10 protein-coding genes and 1 rRNA gene are annotated in these 12,474 nt (G+C 71.4%); 6 read left to right on the forward strand and 5 right to left on the reverse strand.

Annotation, left to right across the window (positions count from 1 at the left end):
- A 5S ribosomal RNA gene (gene rrf / locus ACZ5XZ_RS37870) occupies positions 1–84 on the forward strand; the annotation flags it as partial.
- A 344-nt stretch (positions 85–428) separates the two neighbouring features.
- Positions 429–584, forward strand: coding sequence for a DUF1330 domain-containing protein (locus tag ACZ5XZ_RS37875; RefSeq protein WP_468986827.1), 156 nt, complete (start codon positions 429–431; stop codon positions 582–584).
- A gap of 81 nt (positions 585–665) precedes the next feature.
- Here ACZ5XZ_RS37875 and ACZ5XZ_RS37880 read toward each other — a convergent pair whose 3' ends face one another.
- The 5 genes from ACZ5XZ_RS37880 to ACZ5XZ_RS37900 are packed head-to-tail and all read right to left on the reverse strand — an operon-like array spanning position 666 to position 6,252.
- Positions 666–1,976: a DUF58 domain-containing protein gene (locus ACZ5XZ_RS37880; protein WP_468986829.1), complete on the reverse strand. Its 1,311-nt coding sequence runs from the start codon at positions 1,974–1,976 to the stop codon at positions 666–668.
- Positions 1,977–1,985: 9 nt separating this feature from the next.
- Positions 1,986–2,951 carry an AAA family ATPase gene (locus tag ACZ5XZ_RS37885; RefSeq protein ID WP_468986830.1) on the reverse strand — a complete coding sequence of 322 codons (966 nt, stop codon included), beginning with the start codon at positions 2,949–2,951 and terminating at the stop codon, positions 1,986–1,988.
- Positions 2,932–4,161, reverse strand: a complete 1,230-nt coding sequence (locus ACZ5XZ_RS37890) for a DUF4350 domain-containing protein (RefSeq protein ID WP_468986832.1) — start codon at positions 4,159–4,161, stop codon at positions 2,932–2,934. Before ACZ5XZ_RS37890 ends, ACZ5XZ_RS37885 begins: the two co-directional genes overlap by 20 nt.
- Entirely contained in the window at positions 4,158–4,850 is a 693-nt protein-coding gene (locus tag ACZ5XZ_RS37895) for a DUF4129 domain-containing protein (protein ID WP_468986834.1), read from the reverse strand. Before ACZ5XZ_RS37895 ends, ACZ5XZ_RS37890 begins: the two co-directional genes overlap by 4 nt.
- 4 nt (positions 4,851–4,854) lie before the next feature.
- Positions 4,855–6,252: a DUF7847 domain-containing protein gene (locus ACZ5XZ_RS37900; protein ID WP_468986836.1), complete on the reverse strand. Its 1,398-nt coding sequence runs from the start codon at positions 6,250–6,252 to the stop codon at positions 4,855–4,857.
- A gap of 152 nt (positions 6,253–6,404) precedes the next feature.
- Here ACZ5XZ_RS37900 and mtnA point away from each other — a divergent pair, with 152 nt between their 5' ends.
- From mtnA to ACZ5XZ_RS37920, 4 genes are read left to right on the forward strand one after another with little or no spacing between them, the layout of a single operon-like run.
- The gene (mtnA, locus tag ACZ5XZ_RS37905; RefSeq protein ID WP_468986838.1) at positions 6,405–7,568 is read left to right on the forward strand and encodes an S-methyl-5-thioribose-1-phosphate isomerase; all 1,164 of its coding nucleotides are present in this window, start codon (positions 6,405–6,407) and stop codon (positions 7,566–7,568) included.
- On the forward strand, positions 7,565–8,242 hold the full coding sequence (gene mtrA, locus ACZ5XZ_RS37910; RefSeq protein ID WP_030416996.1) for a two-component system response regulator MtrA: 678 nt from the start codon (positions 7,565–7,567) through the stop codon (positions 8,240–8,242). Before mtnA ends, mtrA begins: the two co-directional genes overlap by 4 nt.
- A 1-nt stretch (position 8,243) precedes the next feature.
- Complete coding sequence (gene mtrB, locus ACZ5XZ_RS37915) at positions 8,244–10,361, forward strand: MtrAB system histidine kinase MtrB (protein WP_468986839.1); 2,118 nt, start codon at positions 8,244–8,246, stop codon at positions 10,359–10,361.
- On the forward strand, positions 10,351–12,234 hold the full coding sequence (locus tag ACZ5XZ_RS37920) for an LpqB family beta-propeller domain-containing protein (RefSeq protein WP_468986842.1): 1,884 nt from the start codon (positions 10,351–10,353) through the stop codon (positions 12,232–12,234). Before mtrB ends, ACZ5XZ_RS37920 begins: the two co-directional genes overlap by 11 nt.
- Positions 12,235–12,474: the final 240 nt, after the last annotated feature.

A 12,474-nucleotide genomic window follows, 5' to 3' on the forward strand; every position in this document is an offset into this window, starting at 1 on the left:
TACATTTCGAACCCGGAAGCTAAGCCTTTCAGCGCCGATGGTACTGCAGGGGGGACCCTGTGGGAGAGTAGGACGCCGCCGAACAAATTTTGAAAAAAATAGCCTCGTTCCCCGAGTTTCGACTCGGGGAACGAGGCTATTTTGCGTTCCGGGACCATACGTAGAGTCCGGCATTTCCGGGATCCGGGAGGGGAGAGACGGAATGGGTGGTGTCGCTCGTGTCCCGTTTGGCTGGCCGGCTACCTCGTCCGCTCCCCGATGCATTGCTATCAGGGCATCCGTTCTATCCGGCATCCGTTGCGTAGGCCCAGGGGCCGGCCTCAGGAAACAAGCGCGATAGCTCTGATCTCCCGGCGCTTGTCCCCATAGTCTCTGCCGTGACATCAGTACACGCCGTGCCCTAGCGACGGGGGATCTCATGCCTGCTTATGTCAATCGAGCTTCCTGACATGGACCGGGTCCGGAAGTGGTACGACTCCCCGGAGTACCGCCGTGCCCGGGCGATACGAGAAGGCAAGGTTCGGGTGGGGATGTTGTTCGTCGAGGGCACGCTGCCCGAGGGCTTTCCCCTCCGGCCTAGGTAGTTGTGATGGCCCTTGGATGAGGTCGCGGAGCCGAAGAGCTATCGGAATTGCCCTAGGGGAGTGGGGGAGGCCGGGGCGGCCTTACAACCGGCCGGTGGACTTCAGGGTGAGGTAGGCGTCTGCCAGTTCGGGGGCCAGGCGGTCCGGGGTGGCGTCGATGACGGTGATGCCGTGGTGGCGCAGGCGGTCCGCGGTGCGACGGCGGGCGGCGCGAGTCTGTTCTGCGGCTGCGGCGGCGTAAACGGACTGGGGGGTGTGGCGGCCGGTTGCCATTTCCTCGATGCGGGGGTCGGCTACGGCCGCGACGATGAGTTCGTTGCGCTGGGTGAGGCTGGGGAGGACGGGGAGGAGGGCTTCCTCTACGGGGGCCGCATCCAGGCCGGTGAAGAGCACGATGAGGGACCGGCGCGGGGTGCGGCGGTGGATCGTGGCGGCCAGGCCGCGGGCGTCCGCTTCGACAAGTTCGGATTCGAGCGGGGCGAGCGCCTCGGTCAGGGCCGGGAGGACGTCGCGGGCGGCGTGTCCTTGGACGGAGGCGCGTACGCGGCGGTCGTAGGCCAGGAGGTCCACGCGGTCGCCGGCACGGGCGGCGAGGGCGCCGAGCAGCAGGGCGGCGTCCATGGATGCGTCGAGGCGCGGGACGTCGCCGACGCGGCCTGCCGAGGTGCGACCGGTTTCCAGGACGAGCAGGATGCGGCGATCGCGTTCGGGGCGCCAGGTGCGTACGGCGAGGTCTTGGCGGCGGGCGGTGGCGCGCCAGTCGATGGACCGGGTGTCGTCGCCGGGGGTGTAGTCGCGGAGGCTGTCGAATTCGGTGCCTTCGCCACGGGTGAGGATGCTGGTACGGCCGTCGAGTTCGCGGAGCCTGGCGAGCTTGGCGGGCAGGTGCTTGCGGCTGGTGAAGGGCGGCAGCACACGCAGTGTCCAGGGGACGTGGTGGTTTCCCTGACGGGCTGCCAGGCCGAGCGGGCCGTAGGAGCGGACGGTGACGCGGACCGCATGGTGGTCGCCGCGGCGGGTGGGGCGCAGCGCGGTGGTGAGCCGGCGCCGCTCGGAGCCGGGGATGCGCACCGTGTGACGGGACGCGGGGATGCCCGAGCCGGGGTGGAAGGAGCTCGGGGGCCAGGCGTCGCGGATCGTGGCCCGCAGGGTGCGGCGGCTCGGGTTGGTGAGGGTGAGGTGTGTGTGGGCTTCGCCTGTTAGTCGAACGGTTGTGTCACCTGTGCGGGTGAAATGAAGCTTTCGCACTGGCGCGGCGAGTGCGAGGTCGAACAAAATAGCTATCAGCAGGGCGAGTTGGACGATGAGGATGCCGAGCCAGCTGGGCAGCACGAAGCCGACGAAGAGGGCTCCGACTGCGGAGATGAGGGCGGTGCGTCCGGTGAGGGCCACGGTGTCGTCTTAACGGGGGACGGGGAGATGCGCGAGTACGGCGTTGATCACGGAGTCTGCGGTGACTCCCTCCATCTCCGCTTCGGGGCGGAGCTGGACACGGTGTCGGAGCGTGGGAAGAGCAAGCGCCTTCACGTCGTCAGGGGTCACATAGTCGCGACCGGTCAGCCAGGCCCAGGCGCGTGACGTGGAGAGCAGGGCGGTGGCTCCTCGGGGGGAGACGCCGAATGCAAGCGAGGGGGATTCGCGGGTGGCACGGCAGATATCGACGATATAGCCGGTGACTTCGGGGGATACCGAGGTCTTGGCGACCGCGTCTCGGGCCGCGTCGAGGTCGGCGGCGGAGGCAACGGGGCGCAAACCTGCGGCGCCCAGGTCGCGGGGGCTGAAGCCGGCCGCATGACGGGTGAGGATGTCGATCTCGTCGTTGCGGGCGGGGAGTGGGACCGTCAGCTTCAGCAGGAACCGGTCGAGTTGGGCCTCGGGCAGCGGATAGGTGCCCTCGTACTCCACGGGGTTCTGCGTGGCGGCCACGAGGAACGGCTCGGGGAGGGGACGGGCGGTGCCGTCGACGGTCACCTGACGCTCTTCCATCGCCTCAAGCAAAGACGCCTGGGTCTTGGGAGGTGTGCGGTTGATCTCGTCGGCGAGCAGCAGGTTGGTGAAGACGGGGCCGGGCTGGAAGGAGAACTCCGCGCTGCGGGCGTCGTAGACCAGCGAACCGGTGACATCGCTCGGCATCAGGTCGGGGGTGAACTGGACGCGCTTGGTGTCGAGTTCGAGAGCGGTCGACAGGGCGCGTACGAGAAGGGTCTTGGCGACGCCGGGGGAGCCCTCGAGGAGCACATGACCGCGGCAGAGGAGTGCGACGACCAGGCCGGTGACGGCGGGGTCCTGGCCGACGACGGCCTTGGCTATCTCGGTGCGCAGGTCCTCGAGGGAGGCTCGGGCGCGGTCAGCGGTCGGGGTGCTCACGGGGGGCGTGCCTCTCTTGGGAAACGAGCGAGGATTCGAGTTCGTCGAGTTGGTCCGCGAGGCGGACCAGGGCCCGGTCGTCCACGGGAGCCGGGCCGAACAGGAGGGTGTGGAGAGCTGTTCCAGCGTCAGGGGGTGGAGCCATGTGGGCTTGTACGGCGGGGACGAGGACGTCAGGGGTGTGGGCGTGAGCCGGGGACACGCCTGCAAGGGGGGCGAGTCGCGTGCGGGTCGCGGAGCGCAGTACGGCTGAGGCCCGGTCACGGGCGTTGGCCTGTTCGTAGAGACGTGCGTGGCCCTCGGTGGTCTCGGCGGCCGGGACGGTGACGGGGAGCTTTTCCGGCACCAGGGGGCCGAGGCGGCGTGCGCGCCAGACAGCTGCGAGTACGGCGGCGAAGGCGAGTTGGAGCAGGGCCCAGCGCCAGCCAGAGGGGATGAGGTCGAGGAAGCTGCGCTGGTCATCCTGGGCGGACGACGGGTCGCTGACGGAGGGGAGGTACCAGACCAGATGCTTGTGGGAACCGAGGAGTTGAAGTGCCAGCGAGGCGTTGCCGTCCTCGGCGAGGTGCTGGTTGGAGAGGAGATCGGCGGAGCCGAGGAGCACGGTGTCGCGGCCGGCGCCGGCCGCCGGCAGGCGCAGCAGGGTGGGCCGGCCGCCGACGGGGTAGCAACGGTCGACGCCGTCGGCGGGCGTGGCGTAACGCAGACCACCGAGGAGGGCGTTGCCGGCGCGGCGGGCTTCGGGCAGGGAACAGGCCGGCGGGTTCGGGGAGTTGCCGACCGGGGTGTTGACCTCGACGTGGGGGGCGAAAGTCTCCAGTGCCGAGGTGCCGGGGGCGATCAGCACGGTGCGTCCGGGGCTGGGGGCGGTTGCGGCGTACAGGCTCGTCAGCTGGCGCCTCGTCAGGACGTCGGGGTCGGTGACGAGCAGGGTGGTGCCGGGGCCCGACGCGGCGGCGGCCTCCTCGGAGGTCGTCACGACCTGGGTGGAGACACCGCGGGCGGCGAGGAGTTGGGCCAGTGCCCGGCTGCCCGACCGGTCCGCCGAGCGGGGGTCGAGTCGGCCGTACTGCTCCCCGGACTGCAAGGCCGCGAGGACGATGCCGCTGATGACGAGCAGGAGGATCGCGAGGAGGGGGCCACGCGAGCGGGTCCACAGCCGGCGGGTGGTGGGGGAGAGCGCGAGGCGGTCCGTGGTGGCCGTGGTCATCCGCGGCTCCTGGTCGCAGTGGCGGCCAGAGTGGGCTTGGCGCGCTGGAGGTCGGTGTCGAGGCCGGTCAGGAGGGTGTATGCCTGCTCCGTGCCGGGGCGGCCGCCGTATGTGACGTCGTCGAAGATGCGGGCTGCGGTGCGCAGTTGGTCGGCGTACGGGGGGAGTGCCCGTCCGGCCTCGGTGGCGGCCTCGTCGGCGGTGCGGCCGGGGCCGGGCGTGAGCAGGGCGCGTTCTTCGAGGGAGAGGACGATGGCGCGCATGCGGTCCTGGATGGCCTGGTTCCAGTGGCCCGCGGCGGCGTGGCGGTCGGCGGCTGCCCGGTGTTCCGCGGCCGTGCGGGGGGTGTCGGCGAAGAGTGCGCCGCCAGTGGTGGGCGTGCGACGTACCGCGCCGAGCCGGAGCCGGAGGGCGACGACCAGCAGCAGGACGAATGCGGCGATGGCGAGGAGCCCGATCCAGCCGCCCGGTGTGGTGCCGGCGGCCGCGCCGAACAACTCGTTGACGCGGTCCCAGAGCCAATTGAGGGCTCGCTGGATCGGGTTGGGGTCGTGCTGGTGGTACCGAGGGTCGGACAGCTCGCGCTCGGCCGCCTCGCGGGCGGGGAGGCGAGGAGTCCGCACGGGTATGTCGTCGTCGGTACGCGCCATGAATCGTCCGAGCGCGGCCATGTTCCCCCCTGTGGTCACCGCATCAGCTTCCGGGAGCGGTGTCGGTGGGGTGCTGTCCGGACTCGTCGGCGGGTGTCGTCGTGGCCGTCGGCGTCTCGTTGGCGGGGGCGTCGGTGGCGTAGCCGGGGAGGCCTGCGGCGCGGGCGAGTTCGAGGTCGAGGGCCTCGCGGCGGATCCGCTGGTCCATGTAGAGGAGCGCGGTGACGCCGGCGCTGATCGGGAAGGTGATGGTGGAACTGATGATCGCGCCGATGCCCAGCACGATCAGGAACGACCAGCCGGTGCCGTTGCTGGTGCCGTTCGCCCACGACATGAGGCTCTCGCCGCCGATGAGGAAGGCGATGAGGGTGGCCGGGATCTGGATGATGAACTCGACGATGCCGATCAGGAGGTAGGCCAGCAGCTGGGCGCCCAGAACCCGCCACCAGGAGCCCCGTACGAGCTTGGCGGAACGGCGCATCGACGCGATGACGCCCTGCTTCTCCAGCATCAGCGCGGGGGAGGCGAGGCTGTAGCGGACCCACAGCCAGATGCTCACGACGGTGGCGGCCAGGCCACCGAACATGGCGAGGAGCAGGCCGATGTCGAGCGTGCCCGTGGCGGCGACGATGACGCCGGGAGCCACGCCGACCGCGAATATCGCGGTGACGATCGCCGGGAGCAGGACGAGCAGGCCGAGCAGGCGGGGGAGTTGGGCGCGGGCGTCGCGCCAGGCTTCCCCGGCGGTCACCTCGCGGCCCAGGACGGCACGGCTGACGACCATGGTGAGCAGACCGGTGGCGATGATCGTGGCGAGCAGTCCGATCGCCGAGGTGATGGCGCTGCCGGCGAGTGTGTCGCCGAGCTGTCGCATGGTGTCGCGGAGCGGCGGGACGTTGTCGCTCGAGATGGTGGTCGCACGGCCGCCGTCCCGGAACCACACTCCGGTGACGATGGTGACGGCGGTCTGCGCGACGACCGCGACGATCAGGGAGATGCCGAGGACGGTGCGCCAGTGGGCGCGCATGGTGGAGACCGCGCCGTCGAGGATCTCGCCGATGCCGAGCGGGCGCAGCGGGATGACGCCCGGTTTGGCCGCCGGCGGCGTCGCGGCCCAGGCGCCGCCCCAGGGAGGCTGCTGGCCGGGGGCCGGTCGGCTGCCCCAGCCGGGCTTGCCCGAACTCGACGACGAGGCGCGGGTGCGGTCGTCGGCCGTGCCCTGACCGCCGCTGCCGTGGGGGCCGCCCTGGCTGGGGATGCCGGCGGGGGCCGACCACTGGCCGGCGGGCGGCTGTTCCTTGGACCAGTTCGGCGGGGTGGGCTGCTCCGCGGGCTCGGGCCGGTCTTCCGACGCCGGCTGGGTGGGCTGCTCCTGTGTGCCGCGGGCCGGCTCGTCGGAGGGCGTGGATCCGGGCGAGGCCCAGCCCGGAGAGTTGTTCATCGTCGCTCCTTCTTACTGTCCGTCCGCCGGGACGGCCGGGGTCCGGGGTCCGCGGTGCCAGTCATCGTGTCATGGCGCCCGGCGTTGTGTACCCGCGCCCTGAGAGTGAGGGGACCTTATGTTCGAGGGTGGGTCGGCGGCAGACTGAGTGGATGGGCGATCAGTACGAGGTATCCGAGGCGGGCGCCGGGGCGCCCGCGATCCCGTCGTTGCGCTGGGAGGAGCCACCGGAGGGGCCCGTATTGGTCCTCCTTGACCAGACCCGCCTGCCGGCGGAGGAGGTCGAGCTGGTGTGTACGGACGTACCGGCGTTGGTCCAGGCGATCCGGACGCTGGCTGTGCGCGGGGCGCCGCTGCTGGGCATCGCGGGTGCGTATGGCGTCGCGCTGGCCGCGGCGCGGGGCTTCGACGTGGACGAGGCCGTGGAGGCGCTGGCGCAGGCCCGGCCGACGGCGGTCAATCTGGGGTACGGCGTGCGTCGGGCGGCCGGCGCCTATCGCGCGGCGCTGGCCGGCGGGGCCGATGCCCCGGCGGCGGCGCTGGCGGAGGCCCGGGCCGTACACGCGGAGGACATCGAGGCCAGCGTGGGGATGGCGGAGCACGGTCTGGCGCTGCTGGGCGAGCTGCTGCCGGGCGGCGGTCACCGGATCCTCACGCACTGCAATACGGGCGCGCTGGTGTCCGGGGGCGAGGGCACCGCCCTGGCGGTGGTGCTCGCGGCGCATCGGGCCGGTGAGCTGCGCCGGCTGTGGGTGGACGAGACGCGGCCGCTGCTGCAGGGGGCGCGGCTGACCGCCTATGAGGCGGCGCGGGCGGGCATGGCGTACACGGTGCTGGCGGACGGTGCGGCGGGGTCGCTGTTCGCCGGCGGTGAGGTGGATGCGGTGCTGATCGGGGCGGATCGGATCGCGGCGGACGGTTCGGTGGCCAACAAGGTCGGTAGTTATCCGCTGGCGGTGCTGGCGCGGTACCACCACGTTCCGTTCGTGGTGGTGGCGCCGACCAGCACGGTGGATCTGGAGACCGAGGAGGGGGCGGATATCGAGGTGGAGCAGCGGCCGGGGCAGGAAGTGACGGAGTTCTCGTTGCCCTGCGTGCAGGGGTCCGCGGCGGTTACGGGCGGCGCCATATCGGTGGCTCCGTTGGGCGCGCAGGCCTACAACCCGGCCTTCGACGTCACTCCGCCGGAGCTGGTGACGGCGATCGTGACGGAGGCCGGAGTGGTGTCGCCGGTGACCCGGGAAGCGCTCGCCGAGGTGTGTTCCACATCACGATGGAGAAAGTCACGATCAGGTAATGGGATGATGGCCAAATGAAGGGACGCGTCCTGGTCGTCGACGACGACACCGCACTGGCAGAGATGCTCGGCATCGTGCTGCGCGGCGAAGGCTTTGAACCGTCGTTCGTGTCGGACGGTGACAAGGCCCTGGCTGCCTTCCGCGAGACCAAGCCCGATCTTGTGCTGCTCGACCTGATGCTGCCCGGGCGGGACGGTATCGAGGTGTGCCGGCTGATCCGGGCGGAGTCCGGCGTGCCGATCGTCATGCTGACGGCCAAGAGCGACACGGTGGATGTGGTGGTCGGGCTCGAATCGGGCGCGGACGACTACATCGTCAAGCCGTTCAAGCCCAAGGAGCTGGTGGCCCGGATCAGGGCGCGGCTGCGGCGTTCGGAGGAGCCTGCCCCCGAGCAGCTGGCCATCGGTGACCTGGTCATCGATGTGGCCGGCCACTCGGTCAAGCGGGACGGCCAGTCGATCGCGCTGACCCCGTTGGAGTTCGATCTGCTGGTGGCGCTGGCGCGCAAGCCGTGGCAGGTGTTCACGCGTGAGGTGCTGCTCGAGCAGGTCTGGGGCTATCGGCACGCCGCCGACACCCGGCTGGTCAATGTCCATGTGCAGCGGCTGCGCTCCAAGGTCGAGCGGGATCCGGAGCGTCCGGAGATCGTGGTGACCGTTCGCGGTGTCGGCTACAAGGCGGGGCCCAGCTGAGATGGTCCGGGACGGTTCGGCCCCGGAGGGAAAGCGGGGGCGCACCGTCGGTCCGGCGGGTGATATGTCCTTTTCGGGTAAGTTGTCTGCTCGATTGCTGCGTGGTGGGCAGTTGCTGCCCGACGGCGCCGTGAGCGGGCCGGTCCACCCCCTGCTGCGGCTCTTCAGCCGCTGGGTGCGCCGGCCGCTGCTGCCCGCCCTGCGGCTGTGGCGCCGCAACATCCAGCTGCGCGTGGTGGCGACCACGCTGCTGATGTCACTCGCCGTGGTCCTGCTGCTCGGCGTCGTGGTCGTCGGGCAGGTCCGCAACGGCCTGCTCACGGCCAAGGCGCAGGCCGCGCAGAGCCAGGCGGTGGGCGGCTTCGGCGTCGCCCAGAAGATGGCCGACGGCGCCGACGACACCCGTAGCGACGACGCCGCACGCACCGGCAACCGCGGCACCCAGGACTCCGCGACCTGGCTGACCGGCCTGGTCGAACAGCTCGCCAGCGGCGGCCAAGGGGTCTTCTCGGTCGTGGCGCTCAGCTCCGACTCCGACGAACCGTTCGGCGACTCCAGCCCCGGCACCCGCGGGCCGCGCGCCTCCGGAGACGTCGACCCCGAGCGCAGCGTGCCCGCCGAGCTGCGGCGAAAGCTGGACACCAAGTCCGGGACGTTCCGCCAGTACACCCAGATCAAGCGCATCGGGTCGGACGACGGCGTCCCGGCGCTGATCATCGGCAAGCGGCTCAACGACATCAACAGCAACCAGTACCAGCTCTACTACCTCTTCCCGTTCAGCCAGGAAGCGGAGTCGCTCAAGCTCGTGACGGGCACGCTCGCGACGGCCGGGGTGTTCGTCGTGATCCTGCTCGGCGCGATCGCCTGGCTGGTCGTCCGGCAGGTCGTCACGCCCGTACGGATGGCCGCGGGGATCTCCGAGCGGCTGGCCGCCGGCCTCCTCCAGGAGCGGATGAAGGTCACCGGTGAGGACGACATCGCCCGGCTCGGCGAGTCCTTCAACAAGATGGCGCAGAACCTCCAGGTCAAGATCCAGCAGCTGGAGGAGCTGTCCCGGATGCAGCGCCGCTTCGTCTCCGACGTCTCGCACGAGCTGCGCACGCCGCTGACGACCGTACGGATGGCGGCCGACGTCATCCACGAGGTGCGCGACGAGTTCGACCCCGCCACGGCACGCTCCGCCGAGCTGCTGCGCGGCCAGCTCGACCGCTTCGAATCACTGCTCGCCGAGCTGCTGGAGATCAGCCGGTTCGACGCGGGCGCGGCCGCGCTGGAGGCCGAGCCGATAGACCTGCGCGATGTGGTGCACCGCGTCATCGAGGGCGCCGAACCGCTCGCCGAGGCGAAGGGCACCCGCATCCTGGTGCGCGGCGCAGAGCAGCCCGTCATAGCCGAGGCCGACACCCGACGGGTGGAGCGGGTGCTGCGCAACCTCGTGGTCAACGCCGTCGAGCACGGCGAGGGCCGGGACGTCGTGGTGCGGCTGGCCTCCGCGGGCAGCCGCAGCGGCGGCGCGGTGGCCGTCGCGGTGCGCGACTACGGCGTCGGCCTCAAGCCCGGCGAGGCCACCAGGGTCTTCAACCGCTTCTGGCGCGCGGACCCGGCCCGGGCCCGGACGACCGGCGGTACGGGACTCGGCCTGTCCATCGCGGTCGAGGACGCCCGGCTGCACGGCGGCTGGCTCCAGGCCTGGGGCGAGCCGGGCGGCGGCTCGCAGTTCCGGCTGACCCTGCCCCGTACGGCCGGCGAGCCGCTGCGCGGCTCCCCGATACCCCTGGAGCCGGAGGACTCACGCCGCAACCGCGGGCTGGACGAGACGGGGCAGCCGCGCGCCGGGACGGGGCGCAAGGCATCCACGATCCCGGCCCAGGCGCGGTCCTCGCAGTCCGGAAGTGCCCAGCCGCTCGCCGCGGAACCGCGGGCGATGGCCCGTGCGACCGCCGACCCCACGGCGCTGCCCGGCAGTGGCGCCCGTGTGATGCCGCAGAGCGGGGGCGTACGAAACGGGGAGACGGCGCGCGACAAGGGTGCGCACACCGACGTGCCGGCCGGTGACGGTGGGGCGGAGCGGGAAACCGGGCGGGGCGTGGAATCGGAGGACGGGCTGCGTGGACACTGAGCGCGGAAGCGAGCGCGTAGTGGCGCCCACGTCCCGTACGCGCGCCCGCCGGGGAGCCGGGCGGGCGCGCAAGCTGACCCTGCTCGGCTGCGCGGCGGCGCTGCTGGCCGGGTGCGCGTCGATGCCGGACAGCGGGGAGGTCACGGCGGTCGACCAGTCGCCGCGCTCCGAAGGCGACTCGCAGGTGCGGGTCTACGGCGTACCTCCGCAGGACGGCGCGCAGCCGACCAACATCGTGCGCAGCTTCCTCGACGCGACGACCAGCGACGAGGCGGATTTCCGTACGGCCACGCAGTATCTGGCCAAGTCGGCGAGGCGGACCTGGCGGCCCTTCCAGGTCACCAAGGTGCTCCAGGAGCGGCCCAAGCCCGAGCCGAAGGTGCAGCCCAACCGCGAGGACGTCAACGGCTACACCGTCACGCTCTCCGGCAGCCAGGTGGCGTCGGTGGACGACCACCACGCCTACACCCCGCAGGAGAAGCCGTACCGCCAGACGATCCACCTCATCAAGGAGGAGGGCCAGTGGCGGATCGACCGGCTGCCCGACGGGCTGGTGCTGGGCCTGTCCGACTTCCAGCGCATCTACCGCTCCGTCAACAAGTACTACTTCGCCTCCTACAACTCGGAGTCCGAGGAGCCGAAGGCGAGCCGCAACGTGCTCGTCGCCGACCCGGTCTACCTGCGGCAGCGAATAAAGCCGATCACGGCCAGTGTGGAGGCGCTGCTGTCCGGGCCCACCGACTGGCTGAACCAGGTGACCACCTCGGAGTTCCCCCGCGGCACCCGGCTCGCGGCGCATGATCTGGCGCTGGACGACTCCAACGCGCTGCGGGTCAAGCTCAGCAAGGCGGCGGTGAACACCGACACCACCCAGTGCAAGCGGATGGCCGCTCAGCTCTTCTTCACCGTCCAGGACATGACACGCGCCTCGAAGATCAGCGAGGTGGAGCTCCAGGACGACGGCGGCAACTCGCTGTGTGTGCTGTCCCAGGACCAGGCCGAGCGCGACTTCGCGCCGCCGCAGCCCACCGGGCGCGCCCCCAAGGAGTACTTCATCGACGCCGACCACAAGGTTGTCGCCATGTCGGACTCGGCGACCGAACCGATGCCGGTGCGCGGTCCGTTCGGTACGGGCAGCACCCCCCTGCGCTCGGTCGCCATCTCGCGCGGCGAGAACACCGCGGCCGGGGTCTCCAACGACGGCCGGTCGCTGTACGTGGCCGCCATGGAGGACGGCGTCGAGCGCGGCGGAGCGCTGCTGACCAGCACCGGCTCGGCCAAGCATGCCGACGAGGGGCTGACCGCGCCGAGCTGGGACGGTCTGGGGGACCTGTGGATCGCGGACCGCGACGCCCACGGCTCCCGGCTGCTGCGGATACGCGAGGGCAAGGGCGACCCCGAAGAGGTCGCGGTGCCCGGTCTCGGCGGGCGGCGGATCAAGGCGATCAAGGTGGCCGCGGACGGTATCCGGATCGCGGTCCTGGTGGAGGACAAGGGGCGTACGACGCTCCAGCTCGGCCGGGTCGAGCGGGACGGCAGTTCGGCGCATCCGGTGCTGTCCGTGCAGGAACTGCGACCGATCGCCCCGCAGTTGGAGGACGTGGTGGCCGCGTCCTGGGCGGGCGGCAGCCGGCTGGTGGTCGTCGGGCGGGAGTCCGGCGGGGTGCAGCAGATGCAGTTCATGGAGACCGACGGCTCGGCGTCCAACGCGCAGACGCTGCCCGGCGTCAACGGCGTCAAGGCGGTCGCCGCCTCGGAGGACGAGACCAGGCCGCTGATCGCCGATGCCACCGAGGGCATCGTCCGGCTGCCTCCGGACGCGAACTGGAAGACCGTGGCGAAGGACGGGACGGCGCCGGTCTATCCCGGATGACGGGGTGGCCGGGTGACGTGGCGAGGCGACCGGGTGACCGGGTGCCCGAGCGGGCAGGTGCCGCCATGGCGGGCGGCTCGCGCGGAACGGGTGACACGGTCACCCGTTCCGCGGCCGGACGGTCTGCACGACGGGCGGCTCCCCGACACCACCGGCCGCCCCGGTCTGCCGGAGGTCCGGCTGCCGACGGGCTCGGCCCGCTCGACGGACCGTGTCCCGGGCCAGTGCCGCTGACCTGCG

This window comes from Streptomyces sp. NPDC033270, from assembly GCF_055576575.1.